This window comes from Virgibacillus flavescens, from assembly GCF_050574275.1.
In the GTDB taxonomy this organism is placed as follows: Bacteria; Bacillota; Bacilli; order Bacillales; family Amphibacillaceae; genus Virgibacillus_F; species Virgibacillus_F flavescens.
On record NZ_CP192260.1, the window covers coordinates 2,708,631 to 2,728,938 of the forward strand.

Annotated in this window: 21 protein-coding genes; 8 read left to right on the top strand and 13 right to left on the bottom strand. The window is 36.5% G+C overall.

Annotation, left to right across the window (positions count from 1 at the left end; all coding sequences use genetic code 11):
• The first annotated feature begins 28 nt into the window (after nt 1-28).
• On the top strand, nt 29-232 hold the full coding sequence (locus VBD025_RS13150; protein ID WP_430786188.1) for a YlaI family protein: 204 nt from the start codon (nt 29-31) through the stop codon (nt 230-232).
• A 36-nt stretch (nt 233-268) separates the two neighbouring features.
• Here the strand turns inward: VBD025_RS13150 and VBD025_RS13155 are convergent, their stop codons facing one another.
• Complete coding sequence (locus VBD025_RS13155; RefSeq protein WP_430786190.1) at nt 269-574, bottom strand: YlaH-like family protein; 306 nt, start codon at nt 572-574, stop codon at nt 269-271.
• Nucleotides 575-752: 178 nt separating this feature from the next.
• Between VBD025_RS13155 and VBD025_RS13160 the strand changes: the two genes are divergently transcribed.
• Nucleotides 753-923: a DUF5325 family protein gene (locus tag VBD025_RS13160; protein ID WP_430786192.1), complete on the top strand. Its 171-nt coding sequence runs from the start codon at nt 753-755 to the stop codon at nt 921-923.
• An 11-nt stretch (nt 924-934) separates the two neighbouring features.
• Here VBD025_RS13160 and VBD025_RS13165 read toward each other — a convergent pair whose 3' ends face one another.
• Together VBD025_RS13165 and VBD025_RS13170 are read right to left on the bottom strand one after the other, a co-directional pair.
• Nucleotides 935-1,744: an inositol monophosphatase family protein gene (locus VBD025_RS13165; RefSeq protein WP_430786194.1), complete on the bottom strand. Its 810-nt coding sequence runs from the start codon at nt 1,742-1,744 to the stop codon at nt 935-937.
• A 105-nt stretch (nt 1,745-1,849) separates the two neighbouring features.
• Entirely contained in the window at nt 1,850-2,041 is a 192-nt protein-coding gene (locus tag VBD025_RS13170; RefSeq protein ID WP_430786196.1) for a hypothetical protein, read from the bottom strand.
• A gap of 724 nt (nt 2,042-2,765) precedes the next feature.
• Between VBD025_RS13170 and VBD025_RS13175 the strand changes: the two genes are divergently transcribed.
• Complete coding sequence (locus VBD025_RS13175) at nt 2,766-3,389, top strand: YktB family protein (RefSeq protein ID WP_430786198.1); 624 nt, start codon at nt 2,766-2,768, stop codon at nt 3,387-3,389.
• Nucleotides 3,390-3,426: 37 nt separating this feature from the next.
• Here VBD025_RS13175 and VBD025_RS13180 read toward each other — a convergent pair whose 3' ends face one another.
• Nucleotides 3,427-3,672: a UPF0223 family protein gene (locus tag VBD025_RS13180; protein WP_430786200.1), complete on the bottom strand. Its 246-nt coding sequence runs from the start codon at nt 3,670-3,672 to the stop codon at nt 3,427-3,429.
• 15 nt (nt 3,673-3,687) lie between these two features.
• Nucleotides 3,688-4,644 carry an NAD(P)H-dependent flavin oxidoreductase gene (locus VBD025_RS13185; RefSeq protein ID WP_430786202.1) on the bottom strand — a complete coding sequence of 319 codons (957 nt, stop codon included), beginning with the start codon at nt 4,642-4,644 and terminating at the stop codon, nt 3,688-3,690.
• Nucleotides 4,645-4,785: 141 nt separating this feature from the next.
• Between VBD025_RS13185 and VBD025_RS13190 the strand changes: the two genes are divergently transcribed.
• Nucleotides 4,786-6,258: an aminotransferase class I/II-fold pyridoxal phosphate-dependent enzyme gene (locus VBD025_RS13190; RefSeq protein WP_430786204.1), complete on the top strand. Its 1,473-nt coding sequence runs from the start codon at nt 4,786-4,788 to the stop codon at nt 6,256-6,258.
• A 42-nt stretch (nt 6,259-6,300) separates the two neighbouring features.
• On the opposite strand, the gene VBD025_RS13195 is transcribed toward VBD025_RS13190, so the two are convergent.
• Together VBD025_RS13195 and VBD025_RS13200 are read right to left on the bottom strand one after the other, a co-directional pair.
• The gene (locus VBD025_RS13195; RefSeq protein ID WP_430786206.1) at nt 6,301-6,399 is read right to left on the bottom strand and encodes a GapA-binding peptide SR1P; all 99 of its coding nucleotides are present in this window, start codon (nt 6,397-6,399) and stop codon (nt 6,301-6,303) included.
• A 175-nt stretch (nt 6,400-6,574) separates the two neighbouring features.
• Nucleotides 6,575-7,438 (bottom strand): polysaccharide deacetylase family protein, encoded by an 864-nt coding sequence (locus VBD025_RS13200; protein ID WP_430786208.1) that lies wholly within the window; start codon nt 7,436-7,438, stop codon nt 6,575-6,577.
• Between the two features lie 288 nt (nt 7,439-7,726).
• On the opposite strand from VBD025_RS13200, the gene VBD025_RS13205 reads away from it, so the two are divergent.
• Nucleotides 7,727-9,229 (top strand): glycine betaine uptake BCCT transporter, encoded by a 1,503-nt coding sequence (locus VBD025_RS13205; protein ID WP_430786210.1) that lies wholly within the window; start codon nt 7,727-7,729, stop codon nt 9,227-9,229.
• Between the two features lie 105 nt (nt 9,230-9,334).
• Here VBD025_RS13205 and lpdA read toward each other — a convergent pair whose 3' ends face one another.
• The 5 genes from lpdA to VBD025_RS13230 form a co-directional block, all read right to left on the bottom strand.
• Entirely contained in the window at nt 9,335-10,744 is a 1,410-nt protein-coding gene (gene lpdA / locus VBD025_RS13210; RefSeq protein ID WP_430786212.1) for a dihydrolipoyl dehydrogenase, read from the bottom strand.
• Nucleotides 10,745-10,748: 4 nt separating this feature from the next.
• The gene (locus VBD025_RS13215) at nt 10,749-12,086 is read right to left on the bottom strand and encodes a dihydrolipoamide acetyltransferase family protein (protein ID WP_430786214.1); all 1,338 of its coding nucleotides are present in this window, start codon (nt 12,084-12,086) and stop codon (nt 10,749-10,751) included.
• A 24-nt stretch (nt 12,087-12,110) separates the two neighbouring features.
• Entirely contained in the window at nt 12,111-13,088 is a 978-nt protein-coding gene (locus VBD025_RS13220) for an alpha-ketoacid dehydrogenase subunit beta (protein WP_430786216.1), read from the bottom strand.
• A gap of 3 nt (nt 13,089-13,091) precedes the next feature.
• Entirely contained in the window at nt 13,092-14,174 is a 1,083-nt protein-coding gene (gene pdhA, locus VBD025_RS13225; protein WP_430786218.1) for a pyruvate dehydrogenase (acetyl-transferring) E1 component subunit alpha, read from the bottom strand.
• A gap of 350 nt (nt 14,175-14,524) precedes the next feature.
• Nucleotides 14,525-15,202, bottom strand: a complete 678-nt coding sequence (locus tag VBD025_RS13230; protein ID WP_430786220.1) for a YkyA family protein — start codon at nt 15,200-15,202, stop codon at nt 14,525-14,527.
• Nucleotides 15,203-15,380: 178 nt separating this feature from the next.
• On the opposite strand from VBD025_RS13230, the gene def reads away from it, so the two are divergent.
• The 3 genes from def to rnjA all read left to right on the top strand — a co-directional run bounded on the left by def (nt 15,381) and on the right by rnjA (nt 18,489).
• The gene (gene def, locus VBD025_RS13235; protein ID WP_430786222.1) at nt 15,381-15,932 is read left to right on the top strand and encodes a peptide deformylase; all 552 of its coding nucleotides are present in this window, start codon (nt 15,381-15,383) and stop codon (nt 15,930-15,932) included.
• A gap of 676 nt (nt 15,933-16,608) precedes the next feature.
• Entirely contained in the window at nt 16,609-16,818 is a 210-nt protein-coding gene (locus VBD025_RS13240) for a DNA-dependent RNA polymerase subunit epsilon (RefSeq protein ID WP_430786224.1), read from the top strand.
• 3 nt (nt 16,819-16,821) lie between these two features.
• A complete protein-coding gene (gene rnjA, locus VBD025_RS13245) occupies nt 16,822-18,489 on the top strand; it encodes a ribonuclease J1 (protein ID WP_430786226.1) in 1,668 nt (555 codons plus the stop codon).
• A gap of 78 nt (nt 18,490-18,567) precedes the next feature.
• On the opposite strand, the gene VBD025_RS13250 is transcribed toward rnjA, so the two are convergent.
• A complete protein-coding gene (locus tag VBD025_RS13250; RefSeq protein ID WP_430786228.1) occupies nt 18,568-20,289 on the bottom strand; it encodes a pyruvate oxidase in 1,722 nt (573 codons plus the stop codon).
• Nucleotides 20,290-20,308 lie beyond the last annotated feature (19 nt).

Here is a 20,308-nt window from a genome sequence, read left to right on the forward strand (position 1 = left end):
ATGAAACAGCCTAATTCGAGGTGAAAGTATGCAAGTCAAATGTGTAATTTGTGACGAAATTGAGTCAATTGAGGATGATTCCCTTCAAGCTAAACGTTTAAGAAATCGTCGAATCCATATGTATTTATGTGAGCCTTGCTATAATAGGATCGAAAAAAAGACAAAAGAAAGACATGCAACGGGTAACTTCCGTTTATATCGAAAACCAAAGAAAAAAGAAGATTTAATTTAAAAAAAGTATCGGCTCAAAAATGAGCTGATACTTTTTTTACTGCGATTTTCTTTTTCTTTCCTGGTGCAACCGCAGCCGATAAACCCCTAGTATGATAGATATTATTATTAAGCTTTCCGTTATCGGTAATCCAAAAATACTAAAAATTGTTAATACATACGTCCCTACAGCAAGCATGATATACACAAAAATAGTTTTTAATATAGGTAATTGTCTCGCAAATCCTAATTTAAAAGCAAGTGAACCAAATATAAGATTCAAGATGTACAGAACTGTAAATATATATTCGGTACCATATTCTGATAAGACAAACTCAAAAATTAAACTGTTGTTCGAATCCATTTATATCCCCCGTTATTATGTATTAATTAAATATGAATTGCATCTAAGCTCTTACCATCATACTAAATCTTATACTGCGTTGCTAGTTAGAACATCTGTTCATTAATAAGATTCACATTTTGTATAAATATATAGAATGTTATATACTGTTTGTTGTACTATAATTTGAGGTGAAAAGATGAATAAAATTAATATTCCCATGTTATTATTAGCGATTTTGGTAATCATGTCCTTCTTTTCTGTTGGAATTGGTATTGCTCTTCGAAATATTTGGTTGATATTATTCTTTCTCTTACTGGGATTTGGACTTATGGGATTTGGTTTAACTTTAAAACGAAAAAAGAAGTGACTCGAACAGAGTCACTTCTTTCCTTTTTTAATATAATCGTTAATAATTGTATCTCTGATAGATGGATGACTTACAAGTATAGAATTAGAATCAACCATATTTATATCTTCACCGAGTACAGTTGACGTAACTCCACCAACTTCATTTACAATCACCATTCCACCAGCGATATCCCAAGGAGACAGTTTCATAGTTATATAACCGTCCATTATCCCCTCAGCTATATAGGCAAACTCTAAAGCAGCTGAACCATATGTACGTGTTCCTCTAACAGCACGGACTAATTTCTGCATCACCTTTTCATCAACAATTCTGTTTTCACATAACCAAAAATGATTTAATCCTATCATTGCTTTATTGAAATCTACATGTTCAGGCAGGTCAGGTAACACCTCACCATTTTTATAAGCACCTTCCCCTCTTTTCGCACTATAGAGTACATCATCCATTACGTTATAAATAAGTCCGATTTCCCCAACGCCTTCATGATAAATCCCAATCGAAATCGCAAAGTTTCTACCTTGCTGTACAAAGTTCATTGTGCCATCTATAGGATCGATAATCCAGACCGTTCCTTCTAACGAATCAACTTGATCACCGAATCCCTCTTCACTTAAAATTAGATGATCGCTATATAAATCCTTTATTTTTTCAACAAAATACTTTTCTGTTTCTTTGTCCATTGTAGTTACCAAATCATTTGGACTAGACTTGAAATCAACTTCCAGGGGATCTTGTATTTTTTCACGAATTGTTGCACCTGCTTCTAAAATCCACTTTTTGGCGTTATCGTATACTTCATTTCGCTTTACTGCTTCCATTACTATGCCTCCAAAATTTTATTATCTTAATATACTATGTTAACAAATTAAAAAACCAACCACCAAATGGGATGACTTAATTTGTGGTTAGTTTAGGGGGAATAACTATTCACTCTCAATAGAATGAAGCTGTAATCTCAGTTGCTCCAGCCGTTCTTTTGCTTTTATAATTTCAACGGTATTTTTTTCTTTTAGTGCATCAGACAATGATACTAATTCGTAATCAATTTCCATACGTATAACTGGTATCTTTTCCTGTGCTTCTTTTCGCCTCAAAGCTTCCATTACATATTTCATAACTATTCATCCTTTCAGATGCTTTTATTATATATATGATGTTGTATAAAATTTGGTTAATCATTTTTATATTATTGTAACTTTATTCCCATATACCACTGTTAATAAACCTACCGTAACCAGTTTGTTTTCTTGACTGCAAGCACAATTTACCTAATACTTATTATATAAATAACTCAACATTCGCAGCTAGATATCAGTTACTTTGTCGTAATTGATGTAAACTGCACGGAACTTACCTCACCCGAAATAAACTGCTATATAACAGCAATTTGTTGATAAAAAAAGACGTAAACAGTTTTACCAGTACAGGAGAGTGGAGGGCGGTGACTCCTCGAAAAAGAAAAGCACTTTTTCTTCGTGCGATGTCTTTTCAGGGAAGTCTTCCTTATCCTGCGGGATCAGCACGAGTCTGAATGCCCCGCAGTTTAAATGAGGAAGGCAAAATAAACCCGTCCTTTGCGGACAACGTTTGCATTCCCCTTGTCGGGGCAAGGAGACTGAAGCCGCGCCCTAAGGTGCGCATCCGCCCGGAGCGATCCTGGACGGCAGCTTTAGAACACTTATTTGAAAATAAGCCTAAAGTTACGGCGCAGTTTATAGATATTGTGCCACTACTGCAATGGATTGCGGGCTTATTTTACTTTTTTAGCTAGCACTTTCATTTTTCAGTCTGCGAAAGTTGAGTAACTAACAAAAACAAACACGTAAAAGGAGAATACAAATGGTTTTTAAAGGGTTTATAAAAAAAGACTTTCGAACATTTACAATTAATGGACTGGATAATCGAATGGAAGCTATCCGAGAACGAATCCAACCAAAGTTTCAGCAAATCGGTGAAAAGCTGCAGGATGATTTATCAACTATGACTGGTAATGATATGCATATACATATAGCGCAACATGCCAGAAGAACAGTTAATCCTCCTAATGATACATGGATGGCATTTTGTCATAATAAACGCGGTTATAAACAGCATCCACATTTTCAAATCGGCTTGTTCGATGATCATTTGTTCATTTGGTTGGCTTACATATATGAACTACCAAATAAACAAGAGATAGCTGCATCGTTTATTGATAACATTGAAGATCTAAAGAACACAATCCCCGATGAATATGTGATATCGCTTGACCATACAAAGAAAGAGTCTGCTTCTTTAAAACAGATACAATTGAATGAATCACTTGAACGTTTCCATAAAGTTAAAAAAGCAGAATTTCTTGTTGGCAGACATATTTCATGGGATGACCCTATACTGAAAGATGGCAAAGCACTTTTAAGCGAAGTCAAAAAAACATTTGAAACATTAGCACCTATTTATAAATTATCTATGAACAATGTATGAAAATAGGATGGCTGGTTACGTACCAGTCATCCTATTTTTATGCTCCCATCACCTTTTTTACTACCGGGTAAACTTTGTAGCCAGTAGCTGCTTCAAATTCCTTAAAATATGTTTTTTCTTCGCTTTTTGAAGGAACAATCTCTTTAAACCGTTTGTATGACCTATTGATTTCCTTATCTTCGGTATTCTTTTCGTAATAGTCTTCAATTACTGTAAAAAAATGAACAATGTCAATTATTTCCTGCTTGGACCAAAGTTCATTCATAGGATATTGATATTCCAACTTTCATTCACTCCTTTACGACCAGCTTTTTCTAATTACTTCAGCTTCCCCAATCATGGTTGAAAATAATTCACTTACAGTAGGTATATCATGAATTCTTGCAGCTACCTGACCGGCCCAACCGAACCCTTTTAAATCATTACCATCATGGATATAAGCTTTGTTAGCAGGACCTCCAATGAATGGTTTTAGCGAATCAAAATCTGCTAGCTGGGATTCCAATTCGAGTATTTGCGCTGTCCATGTATTCTTTAGTGCACGCGCTGGAGTGCCAAGTGTGCGTTTAATCACTTCAGTAGAATTTTCATCAGCATCTAACAGAGCTTTTTTATAAACAGGGTGGGCATCCACGCATTCTTTTGTTGCGATAAATCGTGTTCCCATTTCAATTCCCTCAGCTCCTAATGATAACGCCGCCATCATTCCTTTGCCATCACCAATTCCACCAGACGCTATTACTGGAATGGAGATATGGTCAACAACCTGAGGAGTTAGTACAAACGTTCCGACATCATTCCGACCAATGTGTCCCCCACCTTCTTGCCCTACAACCATTACAGCATCGGCGCCAAGTTCTTCTGCTTTTTGAGCTTGACGTCTTGCCGCAACTAGCACAAGTTTTTTTATAGGGTAGCTATCCACCATATCTAAGACACCTTTTGGATTACCACCAGTAACAGAAATCACCGGTACCCTTTCATCTATAGCCACTTGCACCATGTGCTCAAATGCTCGACCATGTTGTCCAATTGCAAAATTCACTCCAAATGGTTTGTCTGTTAAAGTTCTGACTTTATGTATTTCCTGTCGGAGTTTTTCTTCATTCGCTAAACTCATAGCGGTAATCTGCCCAAGTCCACCAGCATTTGATACGGCTGCTGCCAGGTCAGCATAAGCTAAATAGGCAAGCCCACCTTGAATTATTGGATATTTAATCCCTAGCAATTCTGTTACTCTCGTTTTCCACTTCATTCGAGCTCATCCCCCTCAACATCAATATCATCATGCTAGCACAACATTATTATTATTGGCTACTAAAGGAAGACTAGATTTATGTGTATTTATTTGCTATACTACCTTGGATATTTTATTAATTTATATGGAGTGCATAAGATGAAAGATCAATCAAAAACACCTTTATTTAGTGGTTTATTAGAACATATAGAAAAAAAACCAACACAGTTTCATATTCCAGGTCATAAACAAGGTAACGCCGTTGAATCCAAGTTTCGAAATTTCTTAGGCGAAAATGTTTTTAAAATAGATCTGATTAACATTGCCCCATTAGATGATCTACACCACCCGCATGGGATGATTAAAGAAGCTCACGAACTCGCAGCAGAAGCTTATGGCGCTGATTACACCTACTTCTCTGTTCAGGGTACCAGCGGTGCTATTATGACAATGGTTTTGAGTATCTGTAGTCCAGGGGATAAAATTATTGTGCCAAGGAATGTACATAAATCGGTAACTTCAGCAATTATTTTTTCGGGTGCAATACCTGTTTTTATTCACCCAGAAATTGATGAAAACCTGGGGATATCTCATGGAATAACACCTACTGCGGTAGGACATGCCTTAGAAGCGAATCCAGACGCAAAAGCTGTTTTAGTTATTAATCCTACTTATTTTGGTATTGTTGCTGACTTGAAAGAAATCGTGAGAATTTCCCATTGTTACGATATACCAGTTTTGGTTGATGAAGCACATGGCGTCCACATTCATTTTCATGAAAACCTACCTTTGTCATCCATGCAAGCTGGTGCGGACATGGCAGCTACTAGCGTACATAAGTTAGGTGGGTCGCTTACACAGAGTTCCGTATTAAACATAAAAGGCACTCGTGTATCACATGAACGCGTTCAAATGGTAATGTCAATGCTAACGACAACATCCACTTCCTATATTTTATTAGCATCGCTAGATGTTGCAAGAAAAAGATTAGCTACAGAAGGTTACAAATTAGTCAACTATGCAGTTGAACTAGCTAAGTACGCTAGAGAAGAAATTAACACTATCCCCAATTTATATTGTGTTGGTAAGGAGATCATTGGTAGTGAAGCTATTTACGATTTAGACCCAACAAAACTAATCATTTCCGTTAAAGATTTGGGGATTTCTGGTTACGATGCAGAAGTATGGTTGAGGGAAAAGTATGCAATTGAAGTAGAACTGTCTGATTTATATAACCTTCTATGCATTATTACTCCAGGTGATAATATGGAAACCATAACATTACTCGTAAGTGCATTAAAACAAATGGTTACTGATAAAACAAATAATGGTAAACCTAAAGCGATTACTGTTTCCATACCTGATATACCATTACTAGCCATTACACCGCGTGATGCTTTTTATGCAGCTACTGAAATTATTCCATTTTCGGATTCACATGGGAGAATAAGTGCAGAATCCATCATGATTTATCCACCAGGTATACCAATTTTTATACCAGGCGAAATTATTACGGAAGAAAATATTAATTACATTAAGAAAAACATTAAAAATGGACTGCCTGTTCAAGGACTAGAGGACGAAACATTAGAAACCATTCATGTTATTAAAGAACATAAACCATTTAAATAAAAATGAGGCTCCCACCTAAGTGAGAGCCTCATTTTTATTTCTCTATTTGCAAGTCGGACAAGCGCCATAAAGGGTCGATACTTTTTCATCATCATACTGCTCAATTATTTGTTGACAATCTTGACAAATGATAGTTCCCATTCAGCCCCACTCCTTCGTGTTTATTCAGTTATCATAAATACATTATATGATGTCACATTTAGAATTACAACCCTTATTTAGTATAACGTAATTAATTTATATTACATACTATTAAAAACGATACGTTTTTGTGAAAAAAAAAGCAGCTATCCTGGATGGATAACTGCTTTTATAATTACTTAGTTTGTATCAGGTGCGGATCAAGTATCTCATAACCTTTATCACGCAAACCAACAACAATATCGTGTAAGGCATTAGCAGTCCACTCCCTGTCATGCATTAACAAGTTTGCTCCTGGTTTTAAAAGACTATAGGGAATATCTATTTCTGGCGCTTTACCACTAATCATAGCTTTAGTTAACTTTTCAGTATTCATATAAGGTTTAAAGTAATCGTAACCGTATGACCAATTCATTGATGTCATACCCTCTTCTTTAATAAGCTGTTCCGAAAAAGCAGTATTTGCTCCATTTGGCGCACGAAAGAATACTGGTTTTTCGCCGATAATTTGTTCGACTAATTTATTCACCTTTATAATCTCTTCTTTTTGTTTGTCGGTTGACAAATCTGGTAAGAAGGGATGGCTATATGTATGGTTTCCAATAATAAAGCCCATTTCATGTATCTTTTTTAAAACCTCTTTTTCTTCTGGTGTGTTAAGAAAATGACCATTCACAAAAAAGATCGCACCAGCATCCAGTTCTTTTAATGTCTTGGCCATTTGGAGAGCATATTTATCTGGTGCATCGTCGATAGTTAGTAAGACAACTTTTTCATTTGCCTCTTCACTCAAAGGTTCAATTGAAGAATTTTCTGGATTCACCATATAAGTCGGTTCTGATGTTTCTGATGGTTTACTAACTTCTTTACTTTCTTTTTCGACATTTTTTTCCGGCTCGGAATCCTTACTATCTATCTGCTCTTCTTTATCGTTCTTCTTTTGATCTGATGATGCGCTATCTACTGGTGTATCCTTGCTTGAGCAAGCACTCAGTACAACTATAAACAATAGTAACACTAGTACAACTGTTTTTTTCAATTTAGCTCCCCCTAAGATGTATATATCATATTTACATTATACGAACATTTTCCAATAATTTCTATAGTTTTAAGAACTAAACTCTTAATTAATTTTTTCCAATAAGTTTATAAAGAGTTAGATAAGGGAAACTAAAATTGAATATGTTCGACAAAAAGTATTATATTTCTGTTATCGGAAATAGTAAGAGCACTATTGGTTGTACTATTTATTTTAATATGTTTTAATACGTAATTGTGCATTCAACTATTTTTGACGGTAACTATTAATTAGCAAAGGAGATTATCTATGAACAAGGTAACACGAGTTTTTTACATTTCAGTCGTAGTGGCTGTCATATTTATCTTATGGGGTGTTGTACCTGGCTCAAATATGACTTCAGTCACTTCAAATCTACAAAGTGATATTGTTGCTAACTTTGGGTGGTTTTATTTACTTAGTGCAACTGGATTTTTACTTTTTGCTGTATTTCTTATTTTTTCAAAATATGGAAATATAAAACTTGGTAAACCAGGGGATAAGCCTGAATATTCCTATATTACATGGTTTGCTATGCTATTCAGTGCTGGTATGGGAATTGGCTTAGTTTTCTGGGGTGCAGCTGAACCGTTGTCCCACTTTAATACACCTCCATATGGTAAAGCCGGGACCGCTGAAGCAGCAAAAACTGCTCTGCAATACAGCTTTTTCCATTGGGGATTACATCCTTGGGCAATTTACGCTACGATTGCTTTAGCGTTAGCCTATTTTAAGTTTCGTAAGCAATCGCCTGGTTTAGTTAGTGCAATTCTAGAACCTCTATTTGGCGATAAAATGAAAGGTCCTTGGGGTACTTTAGTTGACTTTATCGTAGTGTTTGCAACAATCTTCGGTGTTGCTACATCATTAGGGTTTGGCGCGATTCAAATCAGCGGTGGTCTAGCATATGTATTTGGCTGGGACAAAACAATGACAATGCAATTTATTATCATATTTGTTGTAACTGTTCTTTACATGATTTCGGCAATGACCGGTTTAAACAAAGGAATTAAGTATTTAAGTAATGCAAACATAGTTCTAGCAATATTACTTATGGTGTTTCTATTGTTTGCAGGACCAACGAACTTCATCATGAATCTGTTTACCAACACATTTGGCAGCTATATTCAAAATCTGGCAAGTATGAGCTTTAGAATGACTCCATTCAATTCAGAAGACTCATGGATTCAAGACTGGACGATTTTCTACTGGGCTTGGTGGATTGCATGGGCGCCATTTGTAGGTACATTTATTGCACGTGTTTCGCGAGGCAGAACCATCAGAGAATTTGTTTTAGGTGTGCTGCTGGTTCCAACGATATTTGGTGCTATCTGGTTCGCTGTCTTTGGTGGATCAGCAATTCATTTAGAGTTTTTCCAGGATCAAAATATTTCTGGCATAGTTAGTGAGCTTGGTACAGAGGCAGCATTGTTCGCCGTACTGGGAGAATTTCCATTTGGAACCACAATGTCAATTATCGCTATTCTGTTGATTAGTACATTCTTCATTACATCAGCAGATTCAGCAACATTTGTATTAGGTATGCAAACAACTGGTGGAAGTCTGTATCCGCCAAAATCAGTAAAATTCACTTGGGGGATAATCCAATCAAGTGCAGCAGCTGTTCTATTATGGCAAGGTGGTTTAGGGGCTCTGCAGACAGCCTCGATCATTGCTGCCCTGCCGTTTACAGTTATTATGATCTTGGTCGTATTTTCCATGTTGAAATCGTTCAAAGAAGAGAGTAAAAATGCGGACTTAAGAAGAAAATAATTGATAACATAGAGCAGGGATCTAAAAGATCCCTGCTCTTTTATTAAACAAAAAAACAGAGAGTTGTCATTTGACAGCTCTCTGTTTTTCATTTGTTTCTATTAATTACTTCATCATATGAATTGGAGTACCCATAGCAACCTCTGCTGCCTCCATGGTAATCTCACCAAGACTAGGATGAGCGTGAATTGTTAACGCGATATCCTCCGCAGTCATACCAGCTTCAATTGCTAAACCTAGTTCTGCAATCATATCACTAGCATTAGGTCCAGCTATTTGAGCACCAATTACTAGACCATCATCTTCTCTAGTAATTAACTTAAGGAACCCGTCACTATCATTTAACGAAAGTGCACGGCCATTAGCTGCAAACGGGAATTTAGAAGCTTTTGCTTTATATCCTGCATCCTTAGCTTCTTTTTCTGTATATCCAACTGAAGCAAGCTCTGGATCAGAGAACACTACTGCTGGAATGCCAATATAATCGATTTCCGCTTTTTCACCACTAATCGCTTCAGCTGCTACTTTACCTTCATAAGATGCTTTATGTGCTAGTGGAGGTCCAGCTACAATATCACCAATAGCATAGATATTATCCAAGTTTGTACGACATTGCTTATCAATTTTGATTAGGCCTTTATCGTCCATATCAATTCCAACTTGTTCTAATCCAAGCTCATCTGTGTTTGGTCGACGTCCAACTGTTACTAATACGTAATCGGCATCTACCGTTTCTTCTTTACCTTTTGATTCGTAAGTTACTGTAACACCTTTTTTTGTTTCTTTAACGCCTTTAGCCATTGCTTCTGTAACAATAGAAACATTCTTTTTCTTCAGACGTTTTTTCACAACTTGTGTCATTTGTTTTTCGAATCCGCCTAGAATATCTTTTGTACCTTCTAAAATAACTACTTCCGTACCTAAGTTAGCATACGCAGACCCTAGTTCAGTACCAATATATCCTCCACCGATGACTACCATCTTCTTAGGAATCTCTTTCAAATTTAAAGCTCCTGTAGAGTCAAGTACACGATCAGAGAATTTAAAGCTTGGTATTTCAATAGGTGAAGACCCAGTAGCAATAATACAGTTGTTAAAAGTATATGTTTGTGAGTTTTTATCATCCATAACTTTAACAGTATTCTTATCAACAAAGTACACTTCGCCTTTAACGATTTCTGCTTTGTTTCCTTTTAATAATCCTTCAACTCCGGAAGTAAGTTTATTAACAACTTTACCCTTCCATTCCTGAACTTTCGAAAAATCAATTGATACATTTTCAGTTTTGATTCCAAGCTCTTCGTTACCATGAGCATGTTCAGCTAAGTGACCTGCTTGAATCATTGCTTTAGATGGGATACAACCAACATTTAAACATACTCCACCTAAACTGCCCTTTTCAACAATTGTTACCTTCTGGCCAAGCTGTGCAGCACGGATAGCTGCAACATAGCCTCCTGGACCAGAACCAACAACTAACGTGTCTAATTCAATTGGGAAATCTCCTACTACCATAAATTTACGCCTCCATCATGATTAATTGTGGATCATTCAATAAACGCTTGATTTGATTTAGTGCTAACTGTGCAGTAGCTCCATCGACAATACGGTGATCAAAACTCAATGATAGAGCCAATACAGGAGCAATTACGATCTCTCCATCACGTACTACAGGCTTTTCAGCAATACGACCAATTCCTAATATCGCAGCCTCTGGATAGTTAAGAACTGGCGTAAACCATTGTCCTCCAGCAGAACCGATATTTGTAATTGTTGTAGTAGCACCTTTCATATCATTAGAGCCTAGTTTACCATCACGCGCTTTTACTGCCAATTCGTTAACTTCCTGTGAAATAGAAAAGATTGATTTTCTGTCAGCATCTTTGACTACAGGTACTAATAACCCTTTATCTGTGTCTGCAGCAATTCCAATATTATAATAGTGTTTATAGATGATTTCGTCTGTTTCATCATCTACTGCTGAACCTAGGATCGGATATTTTTTCAGCGTAGAAACTAATGCTTTTGCAACATAAGGCAGATACGTTAATTTAATATCCTGTTCAGCTGCAATAGCTTTAAATTTCTTACGATGTGCAACCAGTTCTGTTACATCAATTTCATCCATTAGTGTAACATGTGGCGCTTTTGTTTTAGAATTAACCATTGCTTTTGCGATTGACTTGCGAATACCGCTCATCTTCTCGCGTGTTTCATGGTATTCACCTTTAGGTGCTGCAGTTTCTTTAGACTCCGATTTTTCAGTTGTTTGTTCTTCATTTTGCTCAGAAGAATCTTGTGTTTGCTCTTTTTGATCTCCACTTAAGAAACTGTCAATATCTTCTTTTAAGATACGCCCATTCTTTCCTGAACCATTAACATTCTGGATGGATACATCTTTGTCACGAGCATATTTCCTTACTGAAGGCATTGCAATTACCCGCGTATCATCTGATGATTCCTGTTTTTCTTTAGAAGATTTTTTTTCCTTGTCTTCTTTATTATCAGCATCATCTGTTTTTGATGTTTCTTCTTTTGGTTTCGCTTCTTCAGACTCTTTATCATCAGCTGGATCTTCTTTTGTTTCCTCAGCTTCATCACTCTCGTCATCTTCATAGCCTTCTGCATCAATAGTGATTAATGTATCCCCTACTGTTGCTACAGTTCCTTCCTCAACATGAACCTTTTCAACAGTACCCTCAACTGGTGAAGGGATTTCAACAACAGCTTTGTCGTTTTGAACTTCACAAAGCACATCATCTTCTTTTAGTTCATCGCCTTCTTTTACAAACCATTTAACAATTTCGCCCTCGTGAATTCCTTCACCAATATCGGGCATCTTAAATTTAAATGCCATGATTACGACCTCCCGTCCTTTTATTTAAAAGTTTATTACTTCATTAACCTTTTCTACTATATCTTTGTGATTTGGCAACCATACTTCTTCTGCCTGTGAAAAGGCATATACAGTATCAGGTGCTGTAACGCGCAATATTGGAGCTTCAAGATGCAGAATAGCTCGTTCTTGAATTTCCGAAATTACATGGGAAGCTAGACCAGCTTGACGCTGTGCTTCTTGTACAAATACTACACGATTGGTTTTCTTTACCGATTCAATAATGGTATCTATATCAATTGGTGATACAGTCCGCAAATCAATTACTTCTGCATCTATATCATTTTTTTCGAGTTCTTCTGCTGCTTTTAATGAAGCATGTACCATTGCACCATAAGATAATAATGTTACGTCGCTACCTTCACGCTTAACATCTGCTTTACCTAATTCTATCGTGTACTCTTCTTCAGGAACTTCGCCACGGAATGAACGGTAAAGTTTCATGTGTTCTAAAAATAATACTGGATCATTATCGCGAATTGCTGCAATTAATAAACCTTTTGCATCATGTGGTGTTGATGGAATTACAACTTTTATCCCTGGTTGTTGAGCAATCAATCCTTCTAACGAGTCGGCATGAAGTTCAGGTGTATGAACTCCACCACCAAATGGTGAACGGATTGTAATTGGAGCTGTCTTAGAACCTCCAGAACGATAACGCATTCTTGCCATTTGACCACTAATTGAATCCATTGCTTCATATACAAAGCCAAAGAATTGAATTTCCGGCACTGGACGGAATCCTTGAAGCGCTAGTCCTATAGACAAGCCGCCAATTCCAGACTCAGCAAGTGGTGTATCAAATACACGTTCTTCACCAAATTCATCTTGTAATCCTTCAGTAGCACGGAATACTCCACCGTTTAGTCCAACATCTTCACCAAACACAAGCACGTTTTCGTCGTTCTTTAGTTCCGTGCTCAGTGCGTCAGTAATTGCTTGAATCATTGTCATCTGTGCCATGCTTTATTTCGACTCCTTCTCTTTGTATTCTTCCATTTGCTCTTGAAGATTATTAGGAAGTTCCTCGAACATATTTCCAATTAGGTCTGTAACCTTTTGTTTTGGATGTTCGTCAGCTTTTTTAATCGCTTTTTTAATATCATCTTTCGCATCCTCAATTACTTTGTTCTCATCTTCTTCACTCCAAAGTTTTTTGCTTTCGAGGAATTTGCGGAATCGAACTAACGGATCCTTTTTCTCCCACTCGTTATCAAGATCGTCAGTACGATAGCGTGTTGGATCATCGCCTGCCATTGTGTGAGGACCATAACGATAGGTTAACGCTTCAATTAAGGTTGGTCCATCTCCATTTACAGCACGATCTCTAGCATCTTTTGTCGCTGCATATACTGCAAGAACGTCCATACCATCAATTTGCATTCCTTCAATACCTGCTGCAACACCCTTCTGTGCTAAGGTTTTAGCTGCAGTTTGTTCTTCAACCGGTACCGAAATTGCAAAGTAGTTATTTTGAACAAAGAAAATGGCTGGTGCTTTGTATGCGCCTGCAAAGTTCATTCCTTCGTAAAAGTCTCCTTGAGAAGTTCCGCCATCACCTGTATAAGTGATAGCTACTGCTTTTTTACCACGTTTTTTAAGCCCTAGAGCTACACCAGCAGCTTGAGTGATTTGTGCACCAATAATAATTTGGGGACTTATAGCATTTACACCTTCAGGAAATTGATTTCCATGAAAATGCCCTCTCGAGAATAAAAATGCTTGATATAATGGAAGACCGTGCCAAATTAGCTGCGGAACATCACGGTATCCCGGTAAAATATAGTCATCTTTTTCTAGCGCAAATTGGCTACCTAATTGTGATGCTTCCTGGCCGGCTGTTGGTGCATAGAAACCTAATCGACCTTGACGGTTTAATGCGATCGAACGCTGGTCTAACATACGTGTATAAACCATTCTGCGCATTAACTCTTTTAAATCATCATCTGATAAATCGGGCATATCGTCCTTATTAACTATTTTTCCATTTTCATCTAGAATCTGGAACATTTCGAACTGACTTTCAACACTTTCAAGTACGTGTTTCAAAATAGTTCACCTCTTCCTTTCTTTAAAACCATTTATTTTTTCATTTCTTGCCTTCCCTATATGTGAAAAATACTGTACCTATTTGCTCCTATTCGTATTCCCTAACTTGCAATATACTAATCACAGGATATTACTTTTTTATAAACTGTTATATAATCATCGCAAAATTTACTGGTACAATCGTAATATAGTTAAAGTTTAGCTTATTTTCACCCGCTAGGTCAATCACTTTGCTTTTATTTTATTTTTCATTCCCAAGATAACCAAAACTGTTATATACAATTAATTGAACTGTATTAGTTAAGAACAAAAAAAACCAAACCCCTTTCAGGATTCAGTTCTCAATAACTCTATTTTTCTTTTTGTTTTGCGTCTTCATATTTTACTTTAAGGTCAGCTGCTTCATAGAACTCTTTTTTCATCTGATTGTATTTTTCGGTGTACGAATTAAAGTTTTCGTTTGCGTCTAAAACTTCATTATAATTCTGGTTAATTTTTTCAATGTGTGCTGTAAGTGTCTCTTGTTTTAAGTCTTCTTTTTGCAGCAGTGTATACAACTCTTTTTCGAGGTCAAGCGTCTGTGTATATGCTTGATTAAGCTTACTGTAGGCTTCATAGCGGTTCATCATTACATCATACATTTTATTTGCTTTCTCTTTAGCTTTTTCGTCTTCAAGTTCGCCTACTAAATCTTTCACTTCTTCAAATTCTTTTTTAGATGCATCAATACTCTCTTTTTCAAGTGAAATTAATTCTTTTCTTTTTTCAATTGTATCAATCGCATCTTGCGAAACTGACTTAATCTTATCAAATTCTTCCATGCTTAAATCGATAATTTGACTGTAAAGCTTTTGCTCTTTTTTCTCAAGTTTCACAATTTCTTCTTGTTGTTTTTCAAAAGCTTCTTCTAATGTTACTGCTTTTTCTAAATGGTTATATATCTTTTCGGAAGTGGATCCTCCACTACACGCTGATAATAATGAAATTACAGCTATAAATAATAAGATGACTATTTTTTTTTCAAACAATTGAATATTTCCTCCTTCAGACTCTGTAGCAAAATATGAGTATATAATTTTTATATAAAGTAGTATAACATATATATGCCTATCAAAAATATCATATTCTCATCGAAATCATATTTTTAAATAATTAATAGTATTTATGTTAAAATAAAAAATTATGAACAATTTAGGAGTGAACTACATGTTAACAATGAAAGACATTGTAAGGGAAGGTCATCCTTCACTGCGCGAGGTAGCAAAAGAAGTTCCTATCCCAGCAACAAGTGAAAATGCGAAATTATTAGAAGAAATGCTATTGTTCCTTAAAAATAGTCAAGACGATGAAATTGCACGTGAGTTTGATTTAAGACCAGGTGTAGGTCTTGCTGCACCACAATTAGGAATAACAAAAAGAATGATTGCTGTCCATTTTGAGGATCCGAACGGAAACAAATACAGCTATGGTTTATTTAACCCAAGAATCGTTAGTCATTCTGTTGAGCAAGCTTATTTAACGAGTGGCGAAGGATGTCTTTCGGTCGACAGAAACGTTGAAGGTTATGTTCCGCGATATGCTCGCATCACATTAAAAGCAACAGATCTTGAGGGTAAAGAAATTAAGCTAAGACTCCGAGATTATGCAGCGATTGTTCTTCAACATGAAATTGACCATTTGAACGGCGTCATGTTTTATGATCATATAAACACAGATAATCCAATGGTAGCACCTGAAAACGCTAAAGCAATTGATTAATTTTTTCTAAGCTACCCTTACGAAAGGGTAGTTTTTTACTAAAGCCGAAGTATACAAAGTCCTCAGGCAGTTTTTCCAAATCTACATCTCATGTGAATAAGAATTCGGTCTAAGATAAAAAATAACGGAACAGTTCATGTAAAAATCCCTGAATTAGAGTATAAAACTGATTTTTTTCATTGAAATCGTGTATTTTCATTTCAATATTATGCAAACAGTATTATACTGTAAATAAGAGGGATTGGATCGGTAGATTGTTTTCTTTAAGATTAGGAAAGGAGATGCGTGGAATCATGTTGAAACGCCTAAAAGAAAAGCTGAAGAAACGCTGGAAGGATTTTTTAGGCCGAGGACGAGTACCAACTACTTATAAGAAGGACTACCATAAATAAAGCCAATCACCATAAAAACTTGCTACGGACAGTTTTGAAACTTATTATGGTTGACGATCGGATTACAAACAGAAGTATCATTAAAGCAATTGTGCAATTCTACTTGCGAAATGGTTCTTTACACTATATTGTAAAATGAAACAGCTGTCTGTCCATCGTCAGCTTTATTAAATAATGTTAAAAATAATCCATGCGTAGGAATTATTGCTCCGTATAGTTTTGAATGTCGGAAGCAATCATTCTTATTATTAATAAAAAAACAAAGAATTGATAGGAGAGATGAAATGATTTTTAAAGTATACTTTCAGGAACTCAATACTGAGATTCCTGTACGCGAACGAACGAACAGTATTTATGTAGAGGCCGAAACAGAACGAGCAGTACGTGATAAAATAGTGAATCGTAACTATAATATTGAATTCATCCAGCAATTAGACGATGCACATTTAGCGTATGAGAAGAGATCAGAAAACTACAGAGTGGAGAACATATAATTTATGAAATTTGTAAAGAATGACCAAACAGCAGTATTTGCATTGGGTGGATTAGGTGAAATTGGAAAGAACACGTATGCAGTTCAATTTCAGGATGAAATTATTTTAATAGACGCTGGAATTAAGTTTCCAGAGGATGAACTATTGGGAATTGATTATGTAATACCTGATTATACGTATTTAATACAAAATCAGGATAAAATTAAAGGTCTTATTATAACGCATGGTCACGAAGATCATATCGGAGGTATCCCTTACCTGTTGCGTGAAATAAATGTTCCAATTTATGCAGGTAAGCTTGCAATTGGATTAATTCGTAATAAGCTCGACGAGCATGGATTATTGCGTAAAGCTAAACTGAACACGATACAGGAAGACGATATCATTAAGTTTCGTAAAACATCTGTGTCTTTTTTCCGCACTACACACAGTATTCCAGATTCTTACGGAGTAGTTGTGAAGACGCCTCCAGGTAATATTGTGCATACTGGAGATTTTAAATTTGATTTCACACCAGTTGGCGAACCAGCTAACATAGCTAAGATGGCGGAGATCGGTAAAGAAGGCGTACTTTGTCTGCTTTCAGACAGTACAAACAGTGAAGTGCCTGGCTTTACTATGTCAGAGCGTGTTGTTGGCGACAGTATTAATGATTTATTTAATCGTGTTGACGGAAGACTTATATTTGCAACGTTCGCATCAAATATTTACCGACTACAACAAGTAGTTGAAGCAGCTGTAAAACATAATCGTAAGGTAGCAGTGTTTGGACGAAGCATGGAGTCATCCATTGCAATTGGACAAGAACTAGGATATATTAATGCTCCAAAAGATACGTTTATAGATGCCCATCAAATTAATCGGTTGCCTGCAAGCGAAGTGACTATTCTTTGCACAGGGTCACAAGGGGAACCTATGGCGGCACTATCGCGTATTGCAAACGGTACACACAGACAAATTCAAACAATTCCTGGGGATACAGTCGTATTTTCATCATCACCAATCCCAGGTAATAATGTGAGTGTCAGCCGCATAATCAATAAACTTTATCGTGCTGGCTCTGATGTAATCCACGGTCCTTTAAGTGATATTCATACATCTGGACATGGTAGTCAAGAAGAACAAAAACTCATGCTTCGACTAATTAGACCGACATACTTCATGCCTATCCATGGTGAGTACCGTATGTTGAAGGAACACACAAAGCTTGCTGAATCTTGTGATGTTAAACCGGAAAACTGTTTCGTCATGGATATTGGTGACGTATTAGCGCTTGGCAAAGATAACGCTATGGTAGCTGGCAAAATCCCTTCTGGTTCCGTTTATGTAGATGGCAGTGGAATTGGAGACATCGGTAACATCGTATTACGCGATCGTCGAATTCTTTCTGAAGAAGGACTTGTAATTGTCGTTGTAAGCATTGATATGAAAGAATTTAAAATTTCTGCCGGCCCAGATATTATTTCACGCGGTTTCGTGTACATGCGTGAATCTGAAGATCTGATTAATGAAGCACAAAAGCTTGTATCTTCTCATTTAAACAAAGTAATGGAGCGAAGAACAACGCAATGGTCTGAAATTAAAAATGAAATAACGGATACAATTGCACCATTCTTATTTGAAAAAACGAAACGCAGACCAATGGTTTTACCTATTATTATGGAAGTATAAATTACAAATGAAAACGGAAGTGCCGAAATTGGCACTTCCGTTTTTTTAGTTAAATTTCCACGTTTACATGTAATTTAGTTAAAACAACCGGCGAGCTGATTTTTCTAAATCAGGAAATTCAACCTTTCCATTTGAGAAAAACTCTTTAATCAAATATTCACCGTAGCTTACTGCTTGATCGTAAGTTATCTGTCCTGGTAATGGTGCCATATCTTCAATAACAACATCAATAATGGCTGGTTTGTCTGACATAAACGCTTGCTTCATAGTAGTTTCCATATTTTCTTGTTTTTCAATACGGTACCCTTCCCCACCACATGCTCTAGCAAATTCTGCAAAATTTACAGCACCTAGATTGGTTTGATAATTTAAATTACCCTTTGTTTGTTGTTCGTATTTAATCATTCCAATCATACTGTTATTCAACACAACAATTTTAATAGGCAATTCATATTTTACAGCGGTTATAAAATCATGCATAACCATTGAAAATCCTCCATCACCACATATTGCAACTACCTGCTTATCGGGGTATGCTATTTGTCCCGCAATCGCTCCAGGTAATCCAGACCCCATAGATGCTAGGTCCCCTGAAATAATGAATTTTTGGTTAGTGAACGGAAAGAATCTTGTTGTCCACACAGTTACATTTCCTACATCACAAGACACTACAGCATCATTCTTAACATTTTTCTCTAACGCATACATAACCTGTGGACCGTGAATTGGATCTGAGGAATCTTTTTTCATTTCCTGCATATGCGTGTGCCATCTCTTCATTTTCTCCTGATATTTCTCAAGAAATTCACTTGAAGCTGACTCAGAAATTAATGAAGTTAATCGTGGTAATATTTGTTTTGAATCACCACATAAACCTTCAGTTATCGGATAAATTTTACCGATGAATTCAGGTCTTATTTCTATTTGAATCGCCGCTACGTTATCAGGCAAATAATCTCGATAAGGGAAAGCTGTCCCAATTAGAATGAGTAAATCTGTTTCCATTACAGCTTCAAAAGCTGGCTTCGTTCCAATTTGCCCATGCTGCCCTAAGTTCAACTTGTGATAATCAGGAATAGCGCCTTTACCTAACAAACTCAGTACAACTGGTGCATTGATTTTTTCTGCAAACTCGACTAGTTCATTTCTTGAATTCCTTGCACCTTTCCCAGCTAATATAACAGGTTTCTTTGCATTATTTATCAAACTTACTGTACGATCGACTGATTCTTGAGCAGGTACAGTTGAAGGATGAACGAGTGTGGAACTTGTTCTCATTTTTATGTTCTTCTGTTTGACTGCAAATAAATCGTCAGGAACGATTAGTACAGATACCCCTTTTTGTGTATATGCTTCTCGAATTGCCATATTCAGCATATCTGGAAGTTGTTCAGCTGATTCAACCCGCCTATTAAACACTCCTACTCCGTCAAACATTCTTTCTAAATTAATCTCCTGATGTGCATCAGTACCTACCGCATTGCTAGGAACTTGTCCAACAATGGCGAGAACTGGAGCCTTATCTTTTTTTGCATCGTATAGTCCATTAAGCAAATGGGCAGCACCTGGACCTGCTATAGATAAGCATACACCTAGCTTCCCGGTTAATTTCGCATAGGATGATGCTGCTAAAGCACCTACTTCTTCATGGCGAATCTGAATAAAATCAATAGCATCTTCTCTTTTACGTAAATCGTCTACAAATTCATTTATGGAATTGCCTGGCATTCCATAAATATGGTTTACTTCCCAATCTATAAGCTGATCAATTAACAATTCTCCTGTTCTTTTTTCAAACATATTAGTCCACCCTTTCATT

Coding starts and splice junctions, on each gene's coding strand:
- VBD025_RS13205 (WP_430786210.1), top strand. CDS start 7,727: ATGAACAAGGTAACACGAGTTTTTTACATTTCAGTCGTAGTGGCTGTC.
- lpdA (WP_430786212.1), bottom strand. CDS start 10,744: ATGGTAGTAGGAGATTTCCCAATTGAATTAGACACGTTAGTTGTTGGT.
- VBD025_RS13175 (WP_430786198.1), top strand. CDS start 2,766: ATGGTTTTTAAAGGGTTTATAAAAAAAGACTTTCGAACATTTACAATT.
- VBD025_RS13165 (WP_430786194.1), bottom strand. CDS start 1,744: ATGGAAGCAGTAAAGCGAAATGAAGTATACGATAACGCCAAAAAGTGG.
- VBD025_RS13155 (WP_430786190.1), bottom strand. CDS start 574: ATGGATTCGAACAACAGTTTAATTTTTGAGTTTGTCTTATCAGAATAT.
- VBD025_RS13220 (WP_430786216.1), bottom strand. CDS start 13,088: ATGGCACAGATGACAATGATTCAAGCAATTACTGACGCACTGAGCACG.
- VBD025_RS13195 (WP_430786206.1), bottom strand. CDS start 6,399: ATGGGAACTATCATTTGTCAAGATTGTCAACAAATAATTGAGCAGTAT.
- def (WP_430786222.1), top strand. CDS start 15,381: ATGTTAACAATGAAAGACATTGTAAGGGAAGGTCATCCTTCACTGCGC.
- VBD025_RS13185 (WP_430786202.1), bottom strand. CDS start 4,644: ATGAAGTGGAAAACGAGAGTAACAGAATTGCTAGGGATTAAATATCCA.
- VBD025_RS13170 (WP_430786196.1), bottom strand. CDS start 2,041: ATGAAATATGTAATGGAAGCTTTGAGGCGAAAAGAAGCACAGGAAAAG.
- VBD025_RS13160 (WP_430786192.1), top strand. CDS start 753: ATGAATAAAATTAATATTCCCATGTTATTATTAGCGATTTTGGTAATC.
- VBD025_RS13150 (WP_430786188.1), top strand. CDS start 29: ATGCAAGTCAAATGTGTAATTTGTGACGAAATTGAGTCAATTGAGGAT.
- rnjA (WP_430786226.1), top strand. CDS start 16,822: ATGAAATTTGTAAAGAATGACCAAACAGCAGTATTTGCATTGGGTGGA.
- VBD025_RS13215 (WP_430786214.1), bottom strand. CDS start 12,086: ATGGCATTTAAATTTAAGATGCCCGATATTGGTGAAGGAATTCACGAG.
- VBD025_RS13250 (WP_430786228.1), bottom strand. CDS start 20,289: ATGTTTGAAAAAAGAACAGGAGAATTGTTAATTGATCAGCTTATAGAT.
- VBD025_RS13190 (WP_430786204.1), top strand. CDS start 4,786: ATGAAAGATCAATCAAAAACACCTTTATTTAGTGGTTTATTAGAACAT.
- VBD025_RS13240 (WP_430786224.1), top strand. CDS start 16,609: ATGATTTTTAAAGTATACTTTCAGGAACTCAATACTGAGATTCCTGTA.